Here is a 24509-nt window from a genome sequence, read left to right on the forward strand (position 1 = left end):
CATGAAAAACGGTTTACTCGCGGTGCTACTTGTCGTACTTGGAACAGCAAGTACGTCGGCCGCTAAACCTAACATTGTCTTAGTGATCACCGACGACCAAGGCTACGGAGATTTGGCCTGCTATGGCAATCCAGTCATCAAGACACCCAATCTTGATACGCTGGCTTCGGAGTCTTCGCAGCTATCGAATTATCACGTCGCGCCGACCTGTTCACCGACGCGTGCTGCCCTTCAGTCAGGGCATTGGACCGATCGCGCCGGTGCCTGGCACACGATCATGGGTCGGTCGATGCTTCGCGCCGAGGAAGCAACGCTCGGTCAATTGCTTAAAGACAATGGCTATGCCACCGCCATGTTCGGCAAGTGGCACCTCGGAGATAATTTCCCTTACCGTCCGGAAGACCGCGGCTATGACGAAGTATATCGCCACGGCGGCGGCGGTGTCGGCCAAACGCCTGACGTGTGGGATAACGCCTACTTCGATGGTAGCTATTTTCACAACGGTAACATTGAGCCTGCCCAAGGTTTCTGCACGGATGTTTTCTTCGATCAAGCGAATCAATTCATCCGAAAGAACGCTGAAGCCAAGCAGCCATTCTTTGCGTACATCTCGACAAACGCTCCGCATGGTCCGCTTCATTGTCCTCAAAACTACATGGATATGTATGCCGATCAGAAACCTGCTATCGCAGCGTTCTTTGGCATGATTACGAACATTGACGATAACGTTGGCAAGACGCGAAAGCTATTGGAAGAACTGGGCATCGCCGAGAATACCATCTTTATCTTCACCACCGACAACGGCACCGCGACAGGAGGCTCTGTCTTCAATGCCGGAATGCGTGGCAAGAAGGGAAGCGAATACGATGGCGGACACCGAGTACCATTCATGTGCTATTGGCCTGCAGCGGGCCTCAATGAAAAGCATGTAAGCGACCGCTTAACCCACGCTGTTGATATTGCCCCGACGCTCCTGGACATGGTCGGAGGAACCGCGCCGGCAGGATACAAGTTCGACGGGGTTTCGATCAAAGCTTTGCTCGATCCCAAGTCGGATACCGATTGGGCAGATCGATATTTGGTAACGGACTCGCAGCGTGTCCGCGATCCGATCAAGTGGAAACAGACGGCGGTCATGTCGCAGCAGTGGCGACTAGTCAATGGCAAGGAACTGTACGACATCCAGAAAGATCCTGGCCAAAAGAACAACGTCGCCAAGTCGCACCCTGATGTAGTCGCCAAGATGACTGCCTTTTACGATCAGTGGTGGGCCGAGTTAGAACCTACATTCGCGAACCCAACAGAGATCTACCTGGGCGACGAAAATGCTCCGGAAGTTTCGCTGACCGCCCATGACTGGATCCAATCGGCCTACCCACCTTGGAGCCAAGCGCACATTCGTTCTGGCGATGGTAGCAAACCAAAGAAAAAGCCAGCCAAGCATGAGGGACACTGGGCAGTAAAAGTCGTTCGCGATGGAACGTACGAAGTCAGCCTCCGACGCTGGCCCGTGGAAGCCGATCAAGCGATTCGAGCCGAACTTCCCCCTGGTTCGGATGTACCTGGTGCATCGAAGGCTCTTCGTACTCGCCCTGGCGTATCGATTCCAGTTGTCTCCGCCACGCTTCGGATTGATGATACCGATTTGGAGTCGAAGCGGGTTGCCGCCGATGCCCACGATGTCCGTTTTAAGACGAAGCTGACGAAAGGATCGCACAAACTATCTCCACTGTTTGTGATGGAAGATGGTGGTGAAGTCGGTGCGTATTATGCAATCGTTCGTTACATAGAGGATTAACTTATGATTCGCATTTTATCTGCGATGGCAGTTATTTGTGCAGCGGCTACATCAGCCGCGGCTAACGAGTTGCCGAATATTGTCATCTTGTATGCCGACGACATGGGCTTTGGTGATCTGGGTGCAAACAATCCAAAGTCAAAGATTCCAACGCCTCATTTGGACAAGCTGGCCGAAGAAGGGCTTCGCTTGACCGACGCCCATAGCTCGTCAGGTATCTGCACGCCGAGTCGTTATGCGTTGCTAACAGGACGATATCACTGGCGAAAGTTTCACGACATCGTGCATTCGTTCGGACCTCCCGTGATTGATGCCGATGAATTGACGATGGCCGAGATGCTGCAGGCCAGCGGTTACCGTACGGCCTGCATCGGCAAGTGGCACCTAGGCTGGAACTGGAAGGAAGTCATTCGCCCTGAGGCCCAAGCCAAACTGGTTGGCCGCAATCCGATCCTCTCTCCAGAAGACATCGACTGGAGCCAATCGATCTCAGGTGGTCCGACCTCGCATGGATTTGATTTCTACTTCGGCGACGACGTTCCCAACTTTCCGCCCTATGCTTGGTTTGAAGACGATAAAGTCATCACAACGCCGACAGTGCTTCTCACCAAGACTCCCAAAACACCTGAAGGAAGCTGGAGTGCACGCCCTGGCCCTGCCGTCGAGGACTGGGATTTTTGGAATGTTGTTCCGAAGTTAGCCGATAACGCGGTCGACTGGATTGCCCAACAGAAGGGATCTGACAAACCGTTCTTTCTTTATGTACCGTTCAATTCACCTCACTCGCCTATCGTGCCGACCGAACCGTTCGTTGGCAGTTCCCAAGCCGGACCGTTCGGTGATTTCGTCACAATGACCGACGCCATGGCAGGACGCATCCTCAAAGCCTTGCAAGAGAACGGTTTCGAAGAGAACACCGTCGTCATTTTCACCGCCGACAACGGCGCCGAGAAGTACGCCTACGAACGCGTAAAGAAGTATGATCACTGGAGCTCCGAGCCATTTCGTGGCGTGAAGCGAGATTTATATGAAGGGGGACATCATGTCCCTTTCATCGTGAAATGGCGCGGAAAGATCACGCCAGGCACCGCCAGTGATGCGCTGACCAGTCAAGTCGATATCATGGCGACGATTGCTGCGATCATCGATTACGAGGTTCCCGCCGACACGGCTCACGATAGCTACAATCAACTTGCCGTTTGGACGTCTGGCGAAGCATCGCCTCGTACCGAAATCATTCACAACACCTTCGCAAAGGCCTACGCGATTCGGGATGGAGATTGGCTACTGATTGATTCCTCGTCAGGTTCGCATAATCGAATTCCCAAGTGGTTCAACGAGCAGCGTGGGTACATTAACAATCCGCAACCAGGCGAACTCTACCGCCTGAGCGATGACCCTGCCCAGAAACAAAATCGATACGCAGAGAATTCTGAACGTGTCGAAAAGCTAAAGCAGAAACTCAAAACGATACAAACGCATGGACAGGTTCGTTAAGCCTCCCTGCACTTCCCTATTGAAGAGACCTCCCTATGACTCGCATGCTTACGCTTGTCGTTGCCCTCCATCTGACTTGGGGGCTATCCGTCGCGACGGCTCAAGTCGAAAACGAACAAGACCGTCCGCACATTATCTTTGTCATGGCCGATGACATGGGGTGGGGCCAAACGGGCTATCGCAATCACCCCGTTCTAAAGACGCCCAGCTTAGATTTAATGGCCGCCAACGGATTGCGATTCGAGCGTTTCTATGCGGGATGTGCCGTTTGTTCACCGACACGTGCAAGCGTGCTCACCGGTCGATCGCCAGATCGTTGCGGCGTGCTTTCGCATGGATACGCACTACGTCACCAGGAAAAAACGATCGCCCAGGCTCTCAAAGATGCAGGGTATGTCACGGGGCACTTCGGCAAGTGGCATTTAGATGGTCTAAAAGGACCCGGCGTCCCGATTCTAGACAACGACGACTATAACCCTGGCAACTTTGGATTTGACGAATGGCTTTCGGTGACAAACTTCTTCGATGTCGATCCCCTGATGAGCCGCCAAGGCAAGATAGAACAGATGCAAGGAGACTCATCAGAAGTCGTCATCGCCGAGGCAATTGAGTTCTTGAAAAAGCATAAAGATGGCAGCAAGCCGACGTTTACTGTCGTTTGGTTCGGTACACCGCATAGCCCCTTCAAAGCGTTGGATGAAGACAAGATCCCTTTTGGCAATTTGAAGGCTGACTCAGAAAATCACTATGGCGAGTTGGTTGCCATGGATCGAAGCATTGGAACGCTACGATCGGCCCTGCGGGAAATGAAGATGGCTGACAACACGATGTTTGTTTTTTGTAGCGACAATGGCGGGCTGCCCAAGATCCAGCCCGATACCGTCGGTGGCCTTCGTGGAAAGAAAGGAAGCCTTTACGAAGGGGGACTTCGCGTACCAGCGATCATCGAATGGCCCTCAAAAATTCAGCCTCGCATTACCGAGTATCCCGCTTGCACGATGGACTTGTTTCCAACGGTCGCCGATGTCTTGGGCCTTCCTAACGATGTGTTCGTTCAGCCACTCGACGGTGTTAGCCTGAAACCATTGATGTCGGACGATCTGGGTGCACGCGAGAATCCGATCCCCTTTCGCTTTCACAAACAAGCGGCGCTGGTGGACAACAACTGGAAGCTCGTAACGACCAATCGAAATCAGGAAAAGAGCTTCGAGCTTTACAATCTTAAGGACGACCCGCACGAAACGACCAATCTTGCGAAAACTGAGCCAGAGGAGTTTGAAAAGCTCAAAGGCAAATACAACGCTTGGAACGAGGAAGTTGAAGCCAGCTTCGCCGGGAAAGATTATGAGGCAGGGAAACTGAATGAGCCTGATCCGGAACCTCAATTTTGGTTTACCCACCCTCGCTACAAGTCGTATGTCCCCAAATGGGAAGATCGCTGGGAGTACAAATCGTATATCCAAAGGGTCAAAAAGCGGAAATAGCTTAATGGCCAACTCCTGACCACACTTCCTAACAAACAGGCACTTTAGGGAAGGCCAGTCACATCCAAACCAAGGGTGTGACTTTTTTTATTGAAATTACCTACAAAACATTAGTAAACAACCCAATCGCAGTACGACTTCTTTACGGAAGGCAATTCTCCTCCTGCTTTCCAACATGCGCTTCCCTCTAATCCATTCTCTATTCTGCGAAAATCTAACATGGCTATCTCCCTCGTCCCCCCTGCGCGTCGCGCGTTTACCTTGGTCGAATTGTTAGTGGTCATTGCCATTATTGGCGTCCTGATCGCCTTACTTCTGCCCGCCGTACAACAGGCTCGCGAGTCGGCGCGACGCACCCAGTGCGTGAACAACTTGAAGCAAGTCGGCCTCGCCGTACACAACTTTCACGACACATTCGGCGAGCTCCCACCATCACGTATTCAATACGAATACCTTGGCTGGTCTGCTTTGCTACTGCCGTTCATGGAACAGTCGAACCTATACGATCAAATTGACCTGAAGAAGAAGTACAACGCTCAAACGACCGCCGTTCAGCAAACCGGGATTGCGGGGTATGTCTGCCCAAGCCGCCATAAAGTTGGCGATCAAACGACGGCTGTCCAAGCCATCAATGCCGACAACGGTGCCGTCTGGGATTACGCCACCGTCTGCGGCCCCAGCGGCGACAACTCGATCATCCGTCAATTCGGAAAAGAAAAAGGAATGCTGGTCGTCGCCCAGGGAAACAAGGATGGCTACAGCAGTCAAACCAACTTTGCTTCGGTTACCGATGGTTTGACGAACACCATCATGATCGGCGAACGTCATGTCCATATTGAAAAGCTAAAGAACGAAAACACCGGCCACGACGGCCCGATCCTCAGCGGATGGGCGTACACCACTATGCGAGCGGCAGGGCCCGATTACCCCTTAGCCCAAAACATGCGAGACGATGTCGATGGTGTTGAGCATCTTGTTTTTGGCAGCTTTCACCCAGGCATTGTCAACTTCGTGATGGGAGATGGCAGCGTTCGTCCGATTCAAGTCAATATCGATGAGGACAATCTCGGCCGTCTTGCTAGTCGGGAAGATGGCCAAGTGATCAACGTCGACTTCTAAGCACAAATGCTCACTTCTCGTCATTTAGCAAAGAAGGCGACCTATCATGCAACGCAATCTACGACAGCAAGCAACGAAGCTGCTAGTCATGCTGGCCTGTATTATTCCGCTTGTGGGATGCGAGCAAACGACTTCGACGCATCCCGTGAAGGGAAAAGTGGTTCTCGCGAACGGCTCACCAGCTGGCGGTGGCATCATTAAGTTTCGAACAACCTCCGAAGAAGGAGAGACCGTGAAAGCCCACGGCCAGATCAATTCGGATGGCACTTTTGAACTCAGCACGTTCCAAAACGGAGACGGGGCCCTTGCCGGAGAACACGAAGCGATCCTCTTCAGTCCTGCACTGGGCGATGGCTCGAACGCGGCAACAGCTCCGTCCTTTCCTAAGAAATACCGCAATTACGAAACGTCCGGACTCAAGTTTGACGTGGGCCCGGGGGAGAACGATTTCGTTATTCGGTTGGAGGCTCGATAAGAGCTTTCCGCGGGCGGCCTCGCGCCTTAGGTGGGTGGCCGCCCCTTTATTCCATTCTTTTTGTGTGTTTCATCGTAGTAAACTGATGAGTAGGCGTACGATCTATTATTGACGTCCTAGCTGCCTGCTGGGGCCCTTCCCACGAATACCCCGCCTAATAATGACCTACGAACTTCCAGAACGTTCCCCAGTAGAGGATGCATCGCAAGGGCAGCTTTACGCAGACTTTTTGGCCTATTTCTCGGCTGACTGCGAACGCTTGCATGCCTACATCTACTCGCTGCTGCCGCACCATGCTGATGCCGACGATGTCTTTCAGCGTTGCAGCCTGTTGCTCTGGAAAAAGTTCGAGACGTTTGATCAGGAACGTGACTTTCTCTCTTGGGCTTGCGGTGTCGCTTTTTATGAAGTGAAGAATTTCCTGCGAACTGCCCAAAGAGACCGCCTACAATTTAGTGAAACATTACTCGACTTGCTTGCCGAGCGTCGAAGTGAAGACATTTCAAGTATGCCTGACCGACTCGCCGCATTGCGATTGTGCGTCAAGAAACTGACAGATAATCAGCAGCAACTTGTTTGGAAAGCATACGGTAGCGCCACGACAATGGCCGATCTGGCTGCGGCGACTGGCCGATCGGCCCAGACGCTTTACAACCAATTGGCAACGATCCGTCGCAAACTGGCCCAATGTGTTCAGCTGCAACTCACCGCAGCAGGAGAGGACGCATGAATCAGAAGCAAAACAAGCGCCTAGCCGAATTGGCCCATCGTAGTGTGCATGGACTGCTTACCGATCAAGAGCATGCCGAACTGGAAGCGATGCTGCTTGAAAGTGAGTCGCTGCGAGATCAATACCTTTGTCTGCTCGATCTGGAATATGGCTTGGCTAAACTGGCAGCCGAAGAAACCGGTCGCCAAACACTGAGCATGCCGGAAGCGATCGTTCCGGCGGCAACCGTCGAGCGTCGTCAATCGTCGAGCCAACGGCCCCAGTCCTATCGCTGGTTAGCTCTCGCTTTGTCTTTGATCGGCTTGATTGCGATTCCTTGGGCGATCTGGAATAGGGCCGCCCCTTCCGTCGCAGACAACGATCCACCGACGGAAGACCATTCCGCCACCGATGCTCCACAAGTCGCCCAAGTCGATTTGTTGACCCCGGAGATGCAAATCACGCAACTCGCACGCAGCCGCTTTTTTGGTGAGCCGAAAGCTCTGGCGCCCGGCGATATCCTGCAATTAAATCACGACTATGCCTTAGTAGAAGGCAGCGTTCAGATGCGTAGTCGATCTGGCGCGGAAATGATTGTTCAGGCCCCGGCCGTATTTTCGATTCAATCGGCCGAGCAAGTTATGTTGAAAGTGGGCGAGTGCTCGGTCTACGCCCCAGACGGCGCGGAAGGTTTTCGCGTCCTGACTCCTCAAGCTGAAGTGATCGACAAGGGAACCCGTTTTTCCATCAGCGTCAACGAATCGGGGGAAGCAGACGTAGAAGTGATTGAAGGCGCAGCAGAGGTTTTCACCGCAGAGGAAGCGATCGACCCACAGCACGCCGGTCTCTTGCTCGAAGCAGGAGAAGGTCGAGTCATCAATTCCCTGGGCGAAATTGCCGCTGGTGATGCGTCGCAGTTTGGTCGCGTTTACAAATCCAAATTACCTGATCGTGTTGTTTCTTTTAATGTGACGCCCTCCGGCTCCCCTCACCCTGACAAGCTCGTCGATATCATCGTCCAACGGGACGGCAAACCTGTCACCTACGACGTCGATGAGCTCATTGGATTCGATTTGATTCACTTCAAAGTCAATCAGAACATCAACAACCTGACGACACCACTGATAAGTCTCGATCCCAAGCAGGGAGACGATTCCCGGCGTCGCATGGATTACCTCGATCGCGATCATTGCCTTTGCACAGGCATCTTGAATCCTGGAGGCAATAGCGTTCCTTTGACGTCCAATCCTGACATTACGAACTCCGATCTCAGCCAACGTACGCCAGGCTTTGCCGTACGTTTTCACCAACCGGTTATCAATGGTCCTGGCCCGGATGTGGTGCTGTTTGATCTTCACGTGGTGGTACATCCAGCCGATGGCGATCCTTTTCATGTTTCGCCGCTTAAGTTCGAGCCTGGCCTTCAATCACACACCGTTCGTCAATTTGATATTTCCCTCGCCGATCATGGCTCCCATCGCCTAAGCAGCTTTCGGCTTTATGGCTTTGATCGACGCATTCGCAGCGTGGAAGAGCTTTGCCAATCCAACCACAACGGCGGCGTTCCCCATGCTGTTCCTGCCAATGTGATCGCCACCGGAATCGACCTTTCGGATCTTGGCTATCCAGAAGGAGCCGAGGTCCATGAGCTGTTCTTTCAGGATGCCATGGACGATGACAACTATGTCGATCCTGTATTTATCGGTGGCTTCCCTTCCCTACTGAATCCCGCCTCGCCCGAAGAGCCCATCTCAACGGAAGAGTAAATCATGCCGCATATGTTCCGATTAATCGCTCCAACAACACTATTCCTGACGTGCTTGCTTTCGTCTGGAATGTTGCTGGCAGACGATCGCGAGAAAGCCATTTTCTTCGAAACCAAAGTCCGCCCGTTGCTGGCTCAGCACTGCTTCGAGTGTCATGGTTCCAAAGAACAAAAAGCGGATCTGCGATTGGATCGCCGCCATCATTTCATGAAAGGAGGCGTTGGCGGTCCGATTGTTGTGCCAGGAGAACCAGACGAGAGCGAGCTACTCGCAGCCGTGAAATACGAGAGCTACGAAATGCCACCTTCCGGGCAATTGCCGGACGAGCAGATCGCGATCTTGGAAACCTGGGTGAAGAACGGAGCTTACTGGCCAGAGCATGCCGGCGAACCGCGTGAAGACGAACTGTTCACAAAAGAAGATCTCGCTTGGTGGGCCTTCCAACCGGTGCAACGTCCCAAAGTTCCCAGCGCTGACAATAATGCCGAAATACGAAATCCGATCGACAACTTCGTCGCTGCCAAGCTTAAGGAAAACAAGCTCACTACCGCTCCTCCTGCGGAACGTCGCGACTTGATTCGCCGTGTCTATTTCGACATGCTTGGAGTTCCTCCGACCGCGGAAGAAGTCTCGGCATTTGTCTCAGATTCAAGCCCAACTGCATATGAAGAGCTTGTCGATCAAGTCCTCGCGGATCCTCGTTATGGGCAGCGTTGGGCAACGCACTGGCTCGATATCGTTCGCTATGCCGACTCCGATGGCTACCGCCAAGATGCCTATCGGCCCCTAGCTTATCGTTATCGCGACTACGTGATCCGCAGCTTGAATGAAGACAAGTCTTATAAGCAATTCATGTCGGAACAACTCGCCGGCGATGAAATTGCTCCGGAAGATCCCGACGCGATGGTCGCGACCTACTTTCTCCGAGCTGGTGTCTACGAATACAACAGCCGTGACGCCGAAGGCCAGCAGGTCCTGATCGTTGATGAATTAACCGATACCGTCGGTGACGTCTTCCTCGGCATGGGCATCGCCTGTGCTCATTGTCACAACCATAAATTCGATCCGATCTTGCGGGACGACTACTATCGCTTACAGGCTTTCTTCAAGCCTCTGGTCTGGAAAGATGACCATCCGCTTGCCAACAGGAAAGAGCTCGAGCAGTACCAGAAAGATCTCGCCAAGTGGGAAGCTAAGCATCAAGAGTTGCTGGATAAGATTGCTGCGATCGAAAAGAAGCCACGAGAATCGGCTCGGCGAAAAGCGGTCGAGATGTTCCCGGAAGAAGTCCAGGAAATGTACTGGAAGTCAGCCGAAGAACGAACCACCTACGAAAACCAGATCTTCTATTTGGTCGAAGAGCAAGTCGAGTTCGAATACGATCGCCTGCAAAACCGTATTCCTAAAGACAAAAAGCAAGACTGGGAAGACCTGAAGAAGAAGCTTCAAGACGTCCTCAGTAGCAAACCCAAACGTCCCCCAGTAGCCAGTGTTGCTGTCGACGCGGACGGGAAAATTCCTCCGACGACAATCCCAGACGATCGCTCGCAACGAGCCATCGATCCTGGGTTCCTTACAATCCTTGAGCCTGGCCCCGCGGAGGTCGACGCTTCGCTGAGCGCCAATCCCCAGAGCAGTGGGCGTCGTGCGACATTGGCCAAATGGCTTTGCCGAGATGACAATCCGCTTTCACCTCGCGTGATTGTCAATCGTGTCTGGCAGTATCATTTCGGTGTCGGGCTATCGTCAAACTCCAGCGACTTCGGCCGACTTGGTGAAGCACCTAGCCACCCGCAACTACTCGATTGGCTGACAAGCGAGTTCATCGACAACGGCTGGCGTCTGAAGCCCCTGCATCGTCAGATTTTGCTTTCAGGAACCTATCGCCAGTCGTCGTTGATCGACGTGCCGGAAACAGCCAAGCTAATTGACCCTAAGAACCGGCTCCTTTGGCGATTTCCTGCTCATCGCCTGGAAGCAGAGCAGATTCGCGATGCCATGCTGGCCGTCAGTGGCGAGCTGAATGAAAAAGAAGGAGGCCCTGCCTCTTCCAGTAACAGTGCGGTTCGTTCGGTCTTTACCAAGAAGATGCGAAATTCTCCTGATGCACTGCTTGAAAGTTTTGATTCACCCTCAGGCTTTGCCAGCGTTGCTTCGCGAAATGCGACAACAACCGCGACACAATCGCTCTTGATGTTCAATGGTGACTGGACGCTAAAACGCTCGGAAGCGATGGCCAAGCGTCTGCATCGTGCTTATGGTAACGACTACGAAACAGTTGTTCGCGAGAGCTTTCGTGAGTGCTTTGGCCGTCCACCCGAACCTGCGGAACTGGAAGCGGCAATTCGTTTTATTGAAGAACAAGTGGCCTACAATCGCGACTTAAACAAAGCGAAAGATGGCGAAATCCCTTCGACGGCGCTGCTTGATGAGCCTCAAATGCATCGCTGGAATACGGCATTCAATATCAGCGATAAAACGCCACATCAGTTTCTAACGCTACCAGACACGCGTCCCTTGCCTGCGGATAACTTTACGATCGAAGCAATCGTTTTCAATCGAACGTTATTCAACGACGCCTCGGTACGTACAATCGCTTCTCACTGGAATGGTTCCAATTCGACGCCAGGTTGGAACTTCGGTATTACCAGCAAAAAGTCGGCCTATCGTCCCCGTAATCTCATCCTACAGCTGATTGGTAACGACAAAAACGGTGACGTGAAATACGAAGTGGTTCCTTCCAACATCCGAATCCCATCGGACAAGCCTTACTACGTAGCGGCAGCCGTAGATTTCGAGGCGGGAACCGCCACGTTTTTCGCTCGCGATATGTCGTACGACGAGTCGGAGTTAGAAACGGTTGTTGTTAAACATTCGATCGTCAGTGACTGCGGCAGTAACAGTTTACGTTTCAGCGTTGGCGGAAGAGATTCTCAAAGCCCCCATAACTGGGATGGCCTTATCGATGAAGTTCGCCTGACCAAGTCCGCGATTCAAGATGAATCAAAAATCTTGATTAACACCCCCAACGACCTGGTTACCGAAGATACCGTCGGGATGTGGCAATTCGTTCGTTCCGATCCACGCGGTCCACTCGCGGACGTCGCCGACGATACCCGCGACTTGCAGCTTTCCAAGCGGTCGGATCGTCGTGGTCTTGATGCCGTGCAGATTGCTTTGAGCGACTTCTGCCACGTGCTGCTGAATTCCAGTGAATTCCAGTTTGTCGATTAGCGCACCTCACCTCACGCCTACCTACGAAACTCCGAAGGGAGAATCGCGATGCATAACCAACCTCACATTGAAATTCCTACGACTCGTCGTGAATTCCTTGCCAAGTCTGGTGGAGGATTTGGTGCCATGGCTTTGGCGGCGTTGATGGGTCAGTCGGCAAGTGGAGCTCCCGTTGATCCCCGCGCCCCGAAGACGACGCATTTCCCAGCGAAAGCCAAGAACGTCATCTTTCTGTTCATGGAAGGTGGCCCGAGCCATATCGACTTGTTCGATCCCAAACCATTGCTCAACGAGTTGGCCGGCCAAAAACTGCCGGACAGCTTCGGCAAAGTCATTCTCGCCATGGGGGAAAATGATGCACCACTGATGCGTTGTCCTCGAAAATGGAAGCAGCATGGCGAAAGTGGCTTGTGGGTCTCCGATTGGTTTCCAGAGATCGCTACATGTGCGGATGACCTGTGCGTGATCCGTTCGTGTGTCTCAGATGGCATCAACCATTCGTCCGGTGTTTGCCAGATGAACACCGGGCACGTGATCGGCGGACGCCCTTCCCTGGGTGCCTGGGCAACGTATGGACTAGGAACCGAAAACCAAGATATGCCGGCGTTCGTGGTATTAACCGACGGCAAAGGTCAACCAGTGAATGGATCGCGAAACTGGGGTAGCGGATTCATGCCGGCTGCTTACCAAGGCGTTCAATTCAAGTCAGGCGCGGATCCCATTCTCAACCTGAATCCTCCTAGCCATATCACAACCGATCGCCAAAAAGCGAAGCTCGACTTCTTAAGCCAAATGGATCGTCGCCATGCGGCAGACCGAGAGGACTATTCGGAACTGGAAGCTCGTATCAAGTCGTACGAGTTGGCGTTTCGCATGCAGTCGGCCGCACCTGACATCGTCGACTTAAGCACCGAAACCGAAGAAACCAAGCAGCTTTATGGTATCGACCAGAAAGAGACCAACGTCTTTGGCAACAACTGTCTCTTAGCTCGTCGATTGGTCGAAAACGGGGTTCGATTCGTTCAACTCTATAGCGGTGCCGGCAGCGGCTGGGACGCCCACAGCAATATCGAAGGCAACCATGGCAAGCTTTGCAAAGAAGTCGATAAACCGATCGCCGGTTTGCTGAAAGACCTGAAGCGGCGTGGCCTGTGGGACGAAACGCTCGTTGTTTGGGGTGGTGAATTCGGCCGAACTCCGATGTCGGAAAAAGGAAACGGCCGAGATCACAATCCTACAGGCTTCACCATGTGGATGGCCGGTGGAGCCATTCCAGGAGGCCGCACCATTGGGGCAACCGATGAACTGGGCTTGAAAGCGATCGAGAATCCTCTGCACGTCCACGATCTTCACGCCACGATCATGCGCGTTCTAGGTATCGATCACACCAAGCTGATCTACCGCCACAAAGGCCGGCCGGAACGCATCGACATGAACGAAGGCCGAGCGGAACTCGATGTTCTGGGCCTCACTTAATACGCCGTATCCTTTCGCGCGAAAACTGGGTAATTAATTGCCACTTCAATTTAGACTTGGTGAATTTCCGACTTCGTGAAATTTTTCCCATTTACAGATTTTCCGCGGAGTGCCAAACTGCCGAAATAAGGAGAACGTGTCGCACGGAAACAGCGACGATGTCTCAACGTTCGAGGCGGATTTAGGAACGCTGGGCATAGGGATTAACTGAATGGAACCTACTGCGAAAAGGAGTCCAATCATGGTCCGATTTGCCATTATCGAGGTCAACCAAAACCTCACCATTGCTCAAGTGCCTCCCGGGCAATTGCCGGAAGATATGGCACGTGAAGAACGCGGCTACTTAGTCGATCCAAGTACCTATCGTTCGTATGACCAAGCCGAGAAGGCACTCGTAAAGATGCTCTCGCCACGTCGCGCCGAGATAGATCAACCGGTAACTCCGATCTGAAAAGCTTGTTCTAACTGACTGCTTACCGCGGTACATTGCTTCAAAATCGAGAAAATTTTTCGTCTCGTCACGACCCTGTCGGTTTCTTACCTCTGGGTCGTGGATGAACCACAGATGTGGGTCCTTCTTCGTCACAATCGTTTTAATCGAAACGATTTCTTATCGCTCACGAGATCGATTCGCTTGCCAATCGCGAAACATTACTGCGATAAGCCGGCATCCTTTTAGTGCAAGCTCTTCAGCGAACCAGCAAACAATTGAACTCTTTCTCAGGCCGATTAGGATGACTAAAAGAAGTTCGCCGCCCCCGCTAACAATTCCCTGGTCTATCGTCTGAAGACTTTTGGAGGCCCACACACCATGATGACTCGCATTGTCGCTTCCGTTGCATTCGCGACCCTTGTCGGCTGCACGTTAGTATCGACGGCTGACGCTGGTATTTTTGGACGACGTGTATATCGTCCACACTACCATTCCGCACCCCGCGTCGAATACCGTTACTATCATTCGACACCTTCATACTACCCAACTATTAACGTGATTCGACACGCCAACGATCCCTCGCTATACCGCGATGAGATGGGCTATGGCGAAAGCTAAGCCGATTCGGTCACCGTCAAATTTCACTGCCCTGGCGTCCCATCGACCAGGGCTTTTTCATGCGCCAGGACTCGCGCATAAAAAAGCTGTGCCAATCTTTCAACAGGCACAGCAGACGCAGTGGGAATTGAACCGCTTTAGAGAATTAAGGTTACTCGCCGTAGCCTGCTTGATTGCGTGGAAGCGTCGCGACTCGTGGCTCTTCCTTTTTGCTAAGCGAGGCCTGACTCGATCCTTGCTTCAACTCAGCAACATCAATCGCACTACCGCAGCTGTCGCACGAATACTCGACGACACACTTATAGACCGGCACTTCGACGACGATCGTCTTTTTGACAAGGACTTTTCGCGAGCGACAATGGCCAGCTTTGGGTGACTTTGTGCAACAGCCAGCAGCGCAGTCTCCGCAGCCATCTTCACCACAACCCACCTTCTTACTCCCCCAAAGCGAGAATCCGAAGAGAGTATCAGGCAGCATCGTTTGCGGCAGTAGTCCGCAAACATCTTCTGTTTCACAATCGAAGACGGTCTTTTTGACCTTCTTCATCTCGCAAACAACATAAGTTTGTTTCTGGCAGGCACAATGCTGCGTGCAGTGAGCACAACAACTTGGCTCGCCGTAAACGACTTGCTCCATCGATTGAATCGGTGGAATTTCAGGGTTTGGGACAGGAGGGATGGCGATCGGTTCGGTTGCGTGTAACGGCATCGCCAGGCTCGCCGTCAGGCATATCAACACCATGATCCTGGATTGGGTAAGCATGATTATGTCTTTCAAAATGAGCAGTTATCAGGTTTCGTAACTTTCAAGTCGTCGCTGTATCGCCGTTTAAAAATCGATTTGCAATCGCATCTGAAAGATCTGCAATTTGCCATTGGACGCGATCTGTCGGTCAGTATCAGAGTAGACGTACTCGAACATGGCCCGCGTATACGGACTGAGATACCAGTTCAAACCCACCAAGTGCCGATAGTCGGTACCACCCAAGATGTTGTCGCTGTTCAAATCGTCGTGAGCGAAACGATAGGCCACTTCCCAGGCACCCCAACCATTGTAAATGCACTGGTCTTCGGTTCGCACGCGAAAGAAGTTTTCAAACGGAACCACGCGATTCGAGAACGAACCCGATCGGCGATTGTAGGCTCGGTTTTCACCGGTTAGGAAGTAACTGGCTTGAACGTAGTAGTGGTCAAACGACTCCGCACCAAAATCGTCGGTGTCGGCTGAAGCCCAGTGGTATTCCGACTGCAGTGTAAAAGAGCCATAGGCATAAGCCGCTTCGAGTCCCAGCAAGTGATACGCATCTGCCCCGAACACTCCGGTATCGACAATTACCGGAGCAAGCGAGGAGTCAGGCTTGTTGTCAAACTCCAGCGTGCCGTCTCCCAGATGCCGCCAACTGTAGCCAGCTCCGAGATGAATCAATCCGCGCCCATCACTAGCTTCATCGTACCATGGCAAGTAAGTCAAACGTCCGGTGATTGCCGAAGAGTCCTGATCGCTTTGATAAAACGGTGGCTTAGATCCTTGCTCGGAAACAAAAAGACCAACACCGTAAGTCCAGTTTGCTTCAGCGTTGTCTGAGTGAGCCATCACACCCATGTTTCGGCCGAGCAAAAACGGGCTCGATCGTTCCATGGCCGTCAGGTACTTGTTGGGCGTAAGTTGCTCTAAGCTAAATGGCTCGAAGAAGTGACCAATTCGTAGATTCTGGATGTAGGGCAATTCGCCGAAGTCGAGGTATACATCCAGCAGACTTACTTGGCCTGCCAGGTCGAACCATAGGCGGTATTGAGTGTTCTCGAGAACGTCCCCTTTCAGTTCAACCCAAGCCGTTCGGACTTTGATCGCATTTTCGGCGTCGCCAACTTGGGCCATGCTTTCGTCGTTTTGGCCAAACACGGCCGTATCGAGAAAAATTCGCCCACCGATCTTTAAGGAAGGCTTTAACGCGGCTTTAGCGGCTGCACTTGCTTCCGACTTCTCGACAGAAGCACGCCACTTCATCAGGCTGTCGACATCACCGATCAAATCAGGCGACGTACTGTTTGGCGTACTGACGTTCATCGCCGGCACATTTGCTTGAACTTTTGATCGCTCTAACTCCCTTTTCAGTTCGTCGATCTGTGCCTGTAAGATCGCGACTTGGTCAACGGCCATGACCTGATCTGAAGGAGAAGATGGTACGGGGGGAAGCTCGTTCCCCCACTGAGAAGCCTCATATTGTGCGTGCGCAGTCCGCAGGCCACTGGCCACCAAAACGGCGGCCATTACGATCCATCGTGTCATTGATTTCTGCCCCAATGCCAATTGTCAGAAGTCGAAGTCGAGCCGGCCCATCCATTGTCCGGCACTTGCAGGTTCGGCGCATTGCTATCAGTGCCAACATAGAAAAGTGCTTAGATCGGTTCGGGCTGCTGTTTCCCGCAGCTTCTAACTCGCCGTTATGCCAGCTACGGAAAGTTTTGCGCATTCTCTCCAGACGAGGGGTTCCGGTGAGCACCACCAGACCATCTTGCTCATACCACCAATTAGTACGAGAACTCGCCTATGTCGCCTCTTCTGAAACTGCAGGTTCCCGCAAATTACGCTGAACCAGGTTCCAGAACCGTCTTTTTTCGTGCCTGCGATGTTTCGGCATTTCGCCGTGACCTAGGTTTCCGCAGTCGCGTTGCCGACGGTGGTGACGCCATGTTGGACGCTATTTCAGTGATGACCGAAAAACGGTCACGGGGCAGAAACTCAAGCGATGTTCAATACCAAGGGGAAAATCGGAGGGCTGGTAACGATCAGCTGTCTGGCACTCGTTCTTCTGATGGGAATTGGTTGGTCCGCACTCTCTCAGCAAGTTCAAAGTCTGGACGATATCGTCGACAACCACTTTCTGGTTCTCATCGACGAAAAGATCACGCCACTGCTGAAGGACGAGATCCTTCCCTTTCTCAACGAAGACCTCGTCAAAACCCAGCAGATGCAAGACAGTATTTTGCTGATGCTTGATGCAGACCGCGACGCTTATCAAGTTCTGATCGCGGAAATGGAAGCCCGCAATCTGGCCAAGATGGGCGAATCAGATGACGAGCTCTACCAAAAGTTCTTAACCGATCACGAAGACAATCTTTCTCAGATTGACCGCCGTGTTAGCAGCTCACGCGATGGTATTTTCAGTGACGAAGCGATGACTCTGCTAGAGACGTCCCTTTCTCGACTGGAAGCTTGGAAGGAAATCACTCGTCAAATCGTCGCCAGTTCCGCTCCTGGCAAGACATTCAACACGGAAGAAATGAATCGCCTGACGGCGGAGTCTCTTGCCGCGTTCGAGGCATTTCGCGAACCTCTTGATGGTGCCAAAGAACAGCTTCAACTTGATATCGCTGCCGCGTTGGAGGCGATTGATAAGAAGAAGCAACTTATTAACGAGAGTGAACAGAAAGCGAGCGAAAGCCGCGAATCTGTTGTTGCTACATCACAAAACGTCCGCGAGACGGCCGCGTCGTCGGTGAATAGCTTCCTCCTTATCGGTGGAATCGCAATCGCGCTCACCATGGTTCTCGGAACGGTTATCGCTCGATCGATTATTACGCCGCTGAATCAGACGATCCGCATGCTTGACGGAATCGCAGCCAGTGGTGGTGATCTGACGCAGCGTTTGGTTATGAATCGTCGCGATGAGTTCGGGCGACTAGCAGGTTCCTTCAATCGCTTTATTGAGAAGATTCAGCATGTCGTCAGTCGGATTGCTTCCGACTCGGAAGTGCTGGTGTCCTCGTCAGCAGAACTCGACGAAACGGCCGGTAGCCTCTCGAAAGGTGCGGAAGAAGCTTCGCTACGCAGCTCATCCGTGGCAGCCGCAGCGGAAGAAATGTCGGTTTCCATCTCAAATATCCAGCGTACAACGCACGAAATGAACGATAGCTTCTCGATGGTTTCGACCGCCGTGGAAGAAATGACCCGTAGCATTTCCGAGATCGCGACGAATACCGAGCAATCCTCCACAATTGCCAACTCGGCTTCAATCACTGTGGGAAGCAGCCATGAAAAGATGCAGCTTCTCAGTCAAGCGGCAGAGGAAATTGGCCGTGTTACGGAAGTGATTCAAGACATTGCAGAGCAAACTAACCTGCTGGCACTCAACGCAACCATTGAAGCTTCGCGGGCCGGAGAAGCTGGCCGTGGTTTCGCGGTGGTGGCCACCGAAGTGAAAGCCCTGGCCCGTCAAACGGCCGAGGCGACGGACGATATTCGCAATCGTATCGCTGGAATTCAGTCTTCTGCCAACTTGGCCGTCGAAACCATTTCAGACGTCGATAATGTGGTGAAACAAGTTCACGATATTTCGACAACGATCGCCGCTGCGGTGGAAGAACAACGCTGCGTTGCTCAAAGCATCTCGGAACAATTGACCAACGTTGCAACGGGAGTTCAATCGGTTTCGCACAGCCTCGATCAATCAACCGAAGCAAGTGCGGAAGTCAGCCGCAACATCGCCCAAGTCGACGACGTCGCCAGCCGTACTGCGAGCGATGCCTTGAAGACAGGCACAGTCGGCACTCGCATGACTACGCTGGCCTCTCAGCTAAACGAAACTCTAAGCGAGTTCAGCTACTAAGCAACCTCAGCAAGAGTAGCCATTCCAAAAGGTCCGGCAGAAATATCTGCCGGACCTTTTTTATGCACTGGAGAAAGACACCTCCTAAGTTTCCACAGCAATGTCGAGGGTCACGACATCTCCTCCGAGACTCGTCTTAATGCCGCTTGTCTTGGGATTTGAAAACTTCCCGAAGTTTGTTGTCGAGCCTTTACTGGCAACTTCGACCGAGAGCCCCGTTTCGTCCACCATCGTTTCACCTGGAGGAGGCAACACGGCTACGAGATACTCTCCTCGCTCCAGTGGTGCCTGGGGAGGTGGCAAATACGCATACGCGCCACTTCCATCCGTACGCGTTGTAAACCGATAACTTCCTCCCACCAAATTGAAACTTACCTGAGATCCTTCAGGGGCTGGCTTACCGTCCACAGTAACCGTTCCCTGAACTCCCTTTAGTCCTGATTTAGCTTCTTCACACCCGGCTGCCAAAAAGGCGACTAGCAAAATCGATGCAGTAACACGGTACACAACATAAATTCCTATATAAGGGCATGCCCTGAATCCAGGGCGATGAAAATGGGTAAAGTTGATCCAGGCTAATTCAGAGAGATTACCTGGCCATCATCCCGCGTGGCTTGATATTTCAGGATGTCCACATTGATGGTCTCGGCAATAAATTCGACATGGCCGTCAACAAACACGGCCATGACACCGCCGGGGTGCTCGGAGATCAACGGGTTGTTTGCACCGTAATTGGTACTTATGCCATCCAAGTCATAGTTCTTTTCGTTGGGGGCGTAGCGAACGGTCGTAATGTTGAATGCACGCGAACCGTTGTAATTTGGTGGTGTTCCAGAACCTTCCGAACCCATCAGCCAACCATGCTGTCCACCCGCGGTCATCAGTACATTGGGACCAGAAATATTGGCGAGAGAACCCGAATTACCGGTGAACATTCGACCGCCACACTCACCAACAGCAAGCGTGTTGCTCGAACCGTCCGTCACGTCACGGAATCCAACGCACTGGTTCGGAAACATAATTCCCCCAGCCGAAATAATGCCGTCGTTTGTTCCACCGGAGTGCGAGCAGCAATTGAAACCAGCATCGGTACGGGACTCGGTAAATTCGGCGTTATTAATCACCGCCCCGGCAATACCGATATACGTAGCAGCAGAGTCCCAGTTGCGATTATTCCACTGAGATGTTTCGCCTGGAAATGATGGACACACCATAACGTCGGCCGATGTGCCCACGAGAACCGATGTGTTCCCCGACCAGCCAGGCCGATCGGCTTCGAAGTTGATTTGGTCGTAAAGAGCGGCCTGTTCGATGAACGGCAGCAGCCCTCCCCACCACGAAGTCCCAAACGGACTCGACGTTGCCCCAGCCGATCTCCAAGCCCCTAAGGGAAATTGGGAGTGAGTATCGTGATAGTTATGAAGTGCCACGCCGATTTGCTTCAAGTTATTCGAGCACGACATACGCCGTGCTGCTTCGCGTGCCTGCTGCACGGCTGGCAGCAAAAGGGCGATTAACACGCCGATAATCGCGATCACGACCAGGAGCTCGACAAGCGTGAATCCGCGCACAGGATTACGAATAGCCATCGTTCGATCCTTGGATAAGAGAAAGAAAAGATATCAATCCGCGCGTAACGACAACTTCCCGGCCGATTTTGATGTTCCGCCGGGAAAGTTTTTTCTAATTGGGTCATCCGAGGTTACGACTGAGGAATTACCTGACCGTCGTCTCGGGTCGCCTGATATTTCAAAATGTCAAGATTGATCGTTTCCGCGATGAACTCGACATGCCCATCAGCAAAGACCCCCATCACACCGCCTGGATGATCCGACAACAAAGGGTTGTTGGGGCCGTAGTTTCCGTTGATACCATCCAAGTCGAAATTGCGAGTGTTCGGTGCATATCGAATCGTCGTCAGGTTGAACGTACGAATAGCCGTGGGAGTTCCCGTACCGTTCGTTCCCATAAGCCACCCGTGATAAATACCACTGGCAGTCATCAAGACATTCGGACCAGAAATGTTTGCGTATGAACTGGAATTGCCAGTGAACATACGGCCCCCTAACTCTCCGATGGCCAACGTGTTGCTCGTTCCATCTGTTGCATCACGGAATCGCAAAACTTTGTTCGCGACCAGCATCCCTCCGGCAGCAGTCGTTCCATTGTTGTGACCACCAGAATGCGAGCAGCAATCAAACCCGGTTGCTGTTCTCGTTTCCGTGAAGTTGGCGTTGTCGATCATGGCCCCGGCGATTCCGATGTACGTAGTCGCAGAGTCCCAAGATGGATTCTGTGGAATCGTATCGACGTCCCCAGCAAAGGAAGGACAAACAAGAGTTTCTGGTGCATGCCCCGTCAGGACACCGCTGTTCGCGCTCCAACCACAATGAGCTACCGAAAAGTTCAATTGATCGAACAACGGCCCTTGCTCGATAAACGGCAGCATGCCGCCCCAGAAAGATGGGCCGAAAGAGTTGGATGTTCCAATCCGCTTGACCAAGCTTCCGTATGGAAACGAGCCAAATGTGTCGTGATAGTTGTGCAATCCAATTCCGACCTGCTTCAAGTTGTTCGAGCAGGACATTCGTCTTGCCGCTTCACGGGCTTGTTGAACAGCCGGCAACAACAGAGCGATTAATACGCCGATAATGGCAATTACGACAAGCAATTCTACGAGCGTGAAGCCACGGACTCTCTGCTTCTCGATGCGCATAGGGAAGCTCCTAACATAAGAATAGAAAATGGATAAGGACTCGCGGCTAACCAGTAAATCGAGTGATTTCCCGCGTCAACTGCGACAAACTCAGTATATAAGTAAAATCTTGATAGTCTTTGTTAAATCGGACAACTTTTGTGCACAATCCGACATGGTTCAGACGTACAGATGTCTGTTTTTCACGAAAATTGCATGGGATATCACAAAACCTCGTCAGTGAGGTCGATACACAAACCCTGGAAGTCTGGGAGCAAAAAAGGGAACTCATCGGCTGTGGCCGACTGATGAGGCATGAGGAGATTAGGTAGGAAATCGTTTCGCCTGTGTGATGACGAAACCCCATCCGAAAACAGGAATCGACACCACCTGAAACGCGGGGCAATCAAAGACTCTTTTCCAAGCTACACGTATCTTTTAACGCGATATTCCTGAAAAAAGACAAATTCACTAACACCCCATTTTAACGAGACGCAACGAAGCGCCCTTAACCCGCTTCTGAAGCAAAGAACGTCGCACAAGACGCCATTACTGAGAGAGGGTCGACTAACAGAAAAAAACGGGCATTGCTCCGTGAAGCGTCTTACTCCGCCGCGATTGAAGCTTGAGACTGGAACTCACTCGTTCGCTTGAAGAATTCCCTCACCGATCAACACGCCGAACGAGCCAAGCGAGATCTGCCCGGTTAGGTCATCGATGCCAGCGTTTTGGCTCAATCGAATGTTACCATCCACTTTAATATCAGAAGGGGTCATATTCCCAGAACTGGACGCAAGCCCAACGATTGCAAAAGAAGTCTGCTTGTCTTGCTGATATTGAAGGATGGCCGCTTTCGCGAGATCGTCCCAAGTTGCCTTTAAATTCCCCCCCGCAAACAGGCCACTGGTCTTCCAGGCTTTTCTAAGTTCGATTAGCGAGCGATACCAATTGAGCGTTTGACGGTTCCCTTTTTCTCGCGGACCAATCTTAGATTTGTTGAAGGCAGCTTTGGAAAGACATGAGACCGTGTCGGTCCAATCATGCTGCGGGTACTCGCGTCGTCGCCCTTTCTCGACGGCGTCACGAAGATTCGCGTCGCCAAAGTCAGTGAAGAAATAAAACGGTTTCTCCGAGGCGAATTCCTCTCCCATGAACAACATCGGTATCGCAGGCAGCAGCATCATTAGTGCTGCCGATGCTCGGTGTGCGTCTTCGGACGTCACTTGATGGAGTCGTTTACCTTCTGGATGGTTTCCGATGAAGTCATGATTCTGAATAGAAAAGATTAACGATTCCCAATCTGCCGCACGATCATCTTCGTGCAATGGAATGCGTCGTCGTTTCTCCTCAAACGTTCCACGAAAAACATATCCTCGCTGCAATACCGCATCGATATCTTCTCCAGGTAGATACCGTCGATCTGACATATGCTCGTCAGGCCTGGTTTCCGCAGCAACGGCATGTAAAAAATCATCGCACCAGATCGCATCAAATCCGTACCCCTGCGAAGTAATCGGTTTGAGAAGATCAGGGTCGTACACGTTGCTTTCAGCGATCAAATGAAGCTCGCGGCCAAGGCGAGTTTTCATTTGAGCGAACAACTCTCCTACCTCGCCGACAATATGATGAGAGGAATCATCCAAGATGCAATGCGTAGCATCGAGTCGTAGTCCATCGAAGTGGAAGTCCTCGATCCAGTAACGAACGTTTTCGATGATGTAGTCCCGCATCATGTCTGCCCCGTCTCCATCCAAATGCGGAGCATCTCCCCACACAGTTTGATGGCGTGGTGAAACATAGCCTCCAAATGGATGTAGGTAATTGCCTTCAGCACCGAAATGATTGTAGACCACATCCAGTACCATCGCGATTCCATGTTGATGCGCCGCGTCTACGAAAGCTTTCAACTCGTCGGGAGTTCCAAACGTGTTTCGTGGAGCGAAGAAGTTCGTTCCGTCGTAGCCCCAGTTCCACCGACCAGCCGACTGTGCCACCGGCATTACCTCGATCGCATTAATCCCCAACTCGACCAGTTCATCTAAGCGATCGATCGCCGCGAGGTAGGTTCCCTCTTTGGTAAACGTACCAACGTGCAGTTCATACAAAATCATCTCCCCTTTCGGTAAGCCGCGCCAGGAAGCATCCTGCCAGCTATAGGAGTGGGGATCGATGAGCTGCGATGTTCCATGCACACCATCAGGCTGAAAACGACTTGCAGGATCTGGCCTTGGGTTTCCGTCTGGAACACGGAACCAGTATTTCGTTCCTACGGGAACACGTGCCATGGCAACGTAAGTACGCTCACCTTCGTCCGTCATGGGAATCTCTTGAGCGTCTTCCCCTTCAATACTTAGTGTCAATTGCTCGCATGCCGGTGCGTGGACCGTGAAGCGGACATTTCCATCATCAAGAATTTGCGGACCGAACATTCGAGACATTTCTGACTTCAATCGATTAAAGGAGATTGGCTTACATCGCAAAGATTCTAAGTTTGCGCATCGATTATTTCGATTTCCGAACGATTCGGCAATGTTCTATCGATTCGAATAAAACGGATTCGTTTTCAAGTTTTCTTTGGGCTACAATCATGGCCAC

Annotated in this window: 18 protein-coding genes; 12 read left to right on the forward strand and 6 right to left on the reverse strand. The window is 52.1% G+C overall.

All coding sequences use genetic code 11. The features are described 5' to 3' along the window. Position 1 precedes the first annotated feature (1 nt). The 11 genes from LA756_RS14400 (at position 2) to LA756_RS14450 (ending at position 14609) form a co-directional block, all read left to right on the forward strand. Positions 2–1798 (forward strand): arylsulfatase, encoded by a 1797-nt coding sequence (locus tag LA756_RS14400; protein WP_224435413.1) that lies wholly within the window; start codon positions 2–4, stop codon positions 1796–1798. A gap of 3 nt (positions 1799–1801) precedes the next feature. Continuing rightward, positions 1802–3295, forward strand: coding sequence for an arylsulfatase (locus LA756_RS14405; protein ID WP_224435414.1), 1494 nt, complete (start codon positions 1802–1804; stop codon positions 3293–3295). A 35-nt stretch (positions 3296–3330) separates the two neighbouring features. Beyond that, entirely contained in the window at positions 3331–4779 is a 1449-nt protein-coding gene (locus LA756_RS14410) for a sulfatase (protein WP_224435415.1), read from the forward strand. A 219-nt stretch (positions 4780–4998) separates the two neighbouring features. Further along, a complete protein-coding gene (locus LA756_RS14415; RefSeq protein WP_224435416.1) occupies positions 4999–5898 on the forward strand; it encodes a DUF1559 domain-containing protein in 900 nt (299 codons plus the stop codon). Positions 5899–5944: 46 nt separating this feature from the next. Then, positions 5945–6373: a hypothetical protein gene (locus LA756_RS14420; protein WP_224435417.1), complete on the forward strand. Its 429-nt coding sequence runs from the start codon at positions 5945–5947 to the stop codon at positions 6371–6373. Between the two features lie 160 nt (positions 6374–6533). Then, positions 6534–7103, forward strand: coding sequence for a sigma-70 family RNA polymerase sigma factor (locus LA756_RS14425; RefSeq protein ID WP_224435418.1), 570 nt, complete (start codon positions 6534–6536; stop codon positions 7101–7103). Beyond that, complete coding sequence (locus LA756_RS14430) at positions 7100–8848, forward strand: FecR family protein (protein ID WP_224435419.1); 1749 nt, start codon at positions 7100–7102, stop codon at positions 8846–8848. Before LA756_RS14425 ends, LA756_RS14430 begins: the two co-directional genes overlap by 4 nt. 3 nt (positions 8849–8851) lie before the next feature. Beyond that, complete coding sequence (locus LA756_RS14435; protein ID WP_224435420.1) at positions 8852–12082, forward strand: DUF1549 domain-containing protein; 3231 nt, start codon at positions 8852–8854, stop codon at positions 12080–12082. Positions 12083–12130: 48 nt separating this feature from the next. Continuing rightward, the gene (locus tag LA756_RS14440; protein ID WP_224435421.1) at positions 12131–13558 is read left to right on the forward strand and encodes a DUF1501 domain-containing protein; all 1428 of its coding nucleotides are present in this window, start codon (positions 12131–12133) and stop codon (positions 13556–13558) included. A gap of 241 nt (positions 13559–13799) precedes the next feature. Next, positions 13800–14009 (forward strand): hypothetical protein, encoded by a 210-nt coding sequence (locus LA756_RS14445; RefSeq protein WP_224435422.1) that lies wholly within the window; start codon positions 13800–13802, stop codon positions 14007–14009. 360 nt (positions 14010–14369) lie between these two features. Further along, positions 14370–14609 (forward strand): hypothetical protein, encoded by a 240-nt coding sequence (locus LA756_RS14450; RefSeq protein ID WP_224435423.1) that lies wholly within the window; start codon positions 14370–14372, stop codon positions 14607–14609. A gap of 151 nt (positions 14610–14760) precedes the next feature. Here the strand turns inward: LA756_RS14450 and LA756_RS14455 are convergent, their stop codons facing one another. Together LA756_RS14455 and LA756_RS14460 are read right to left on the reverse strand one after the other, a co-directional pair. After that, positions 14761–15372, reverse strand: coding sequence for a hypothetical protein (locus LA756_RS14455; protein WP_224435424.1), 612 nt, complete (start codon positions 15370–15372; stop codon positions 14761–14763). A gap of 66 nt (positions 15373–15438) precedes the next feature. Beyond that, complete coding sequence (locus LA756_RS14460; protein WP_224435425.1) at positions 15439–16899, reverse strand: OprO/OprP family phosphate-selective porin; 1461 nt, start codon at positions 16897–16899, stop codon at positions 15439–15441. Positions 16900–17359: 460 nt separating this feature from the next. On the opposite strand from LA756_RS14460, the gene LA756_RS14465 reads away from it, so the two are divergent. Beyond that, positions 17360–19219, forward strand: a complete 1860-nt coding sequence (locus tag LA756_RS14465) for a methyl-accepting chemotaxis protein (RefSeq protein ID WP_224435426.1) — start codon at positions 17360–17362, stop codon at positions 19217–19219. 84 nt (positions 19220–19303) lie between these two features. Here LA756_RS14465 and LA756_RS14470 read toward each other — a convergent pair whose 3' ends face one another. The 4 genes from LA756_RS14470 to treZ all read right to left on the reverse strand — a co-directional run bounded on the left by LA756_RS14470 (position 19304) and on the right by treZ (position 24352). Then, complete coding sequence (locus LA756_RS14470) at positions 19304–19726, reverse strand: DUF4198 domain-containing protein (RefSeq protein WP_224435427.1); 423 nt, start codon at positions 19724–19726, stop codon at positions 19304–19306. Between the two features lie 68 nt (positions 19727–19794). Then, positions 19795–20808 carry a DUF1559 domain-containing protein gene (locus LA756_RS14475; RefSeq protein ID WP_224435428.1) on the reverse strand — a complete coding sequence of 338 codons (1014 nt, stop codon included), beginning with the start codon at positions 20806–20808 and terminating at the stop codon, positions 19795–19797. Positions 20809–20921: 113 nt separating this feature from the next. After that, positions 20922–21935 carry a DUF1559 domain-containing protein gene (locus LA756_RS14480; protein WP_224435429.1) on the reverse strand — a complete coding sequence of 338 codons (1014 nt, stop codon included), beginning with the start codon at positions 21933–21935 and terminating at the stop codon, positions 20922–20924. A gap of 617 nt (positions 21936–22552) precedes the next feature. After that, positions 22553–24352, reverse strand: coding sequence for a malto-oligosyltrehalose trehalohydrolase (gene treZ, locus LA756_RS14485; RefSeq protein ID WP_224435430.1), 1800 nt, complete (start codon positions 24350–24352; stop codon positions 22553–22555). Between the last annotated feature and the right edge of the window lie 157 nt (positions 24353–24509).

It is taken from the genome of Bremerella sp. TYQ1 (genome assembly GCF_020150455.1).
Classification (GTDB): Bacteria; Planctomycetota; Planctomycetia; order Pirellulales; family Pirellulaceae; genus Bremerella; species Bremerella volcania_A.

Excerpts from the sequence above, each read along its gene's own strand:
- LA756_RS14400 (WP_224435413.1), top strand. The coding sequence starts at position 2 with ATGAAAAACGGTTTACTCGCGGTGCTACTTGTCGTACTTGGAACAGCA.
- LA756_RS14405 (WP_224435414.1), top strand. The coding sequence starts at position 1,802 with ATGATTCGCATTTTATCTGCGATGGCAGTTATTTGTGCAGCGGCTACA.
- LA756_RS14410 (WP_224435415.1), top strand. The coding sequence starts at position 3,331 with ATGACTCGCATGCTTACGCTTGTCGTTGCCCTCCATCTGACTTGGGGG.
- LA756_RS14415 (WP_224435416.1), top strand. The coding sequence starts at position 4,999 with ATGGCTATCTCCCTCGTCCCCCCTGCGCGTCGCGCGTTTACCTTGGTC.
- LA756_RS14420 (WP_224435417.1), top strand. The coding sequence starts at position 5,945 with ATGCAACGCAATCTACGACAGCAAGCAACGAAGCTGCTAGTCATGCTG.
- LA756_RS14425 (WP_224435418.1), top strand. The coding sequence starts at position 6,534 with ATGACCTACGAACTTCCAGAACGTTCCCCAGTAGAGGATGCATCGCAA.
- LA756_RS14430 (WP_224435419.1), top strand. The coding sequence starts at position 7,100 with ATGAATCAGAAGCAAAACAAGCGCCTAGCCGAATTGGCCCATCGTAGT.
- LA756_RS14435 (WP_224435420.1), top strand. The coding sequence starts at position 8,852 with ATGCCGCATATGTTCCGATTAATCGCTCCAACAACACTATTCCTGACG.
- LA756_RS14440 (WP_224435421.1), top strand. The coding sequence starts at position 12,131 with ATGCATAACCAACCTCACATTGAAATTCCTACGACTCGTCGTGAATTC.
- LA756_RS14445 (WP_224435422.1), top strand. The coding sequence starts at position 13,800 with ATGGTCCGATTTGCCATTATCGAGGTCAACCAAAACCTCACCATTGCT.
- LA756_RS14450 (WP_224435423.1), top strand. The coding sequence starts at position 14,370 with ATGATGACTCGCATTGTCGCTTCCGTTGCATTCGCGACCCTTGTCGGC.
- LA756_RS14455 (WP_224435424.1), bottom strand. The coding sequence starts at position 15,372 with ATGCTTACCCAATCCAGGATCATGGTGTTGATATGCCTGACGGCGAGC.
- LA756_RS14460 (WP_224435425.1), bottom strand. The coding sequence starts at position 16,899 with ATGACACGATGGATCGTAATGGCCGCCGTTTTGGTGGCCAGTGGCCTG.
- LA756_RS14465 (WP_224435426.1), top strand. The coding sequence starts at position 17,360 with ATGTTCAATACCAAGGGGAAAATCGGAGGGCTGGTAACGATCAGCTGT.
- LA756_RS14475 (WP_224435428.1), bottom strand. The coding sequence starts at position 20,808 with ATGGCTATTCGTAATCCTGTGCGCGGATTCACGCTTGTCGAGCTCCTG.
- LA756_RS14480 (WP_224435429.1), bottom strand. The coding sequence starts at position 21,935 with ATGCGCATCGAGAAGCAGAGAGTCCGTGGCTTCACGCTCGTAGAATTG.
- treZ (WP_224435430.1), bottom strand. The coding sequence starts at position 24,352 with ATGTCTCGAATGTTCGGTCCGCAAATTCTTGATGATGGAAATGTCCGC.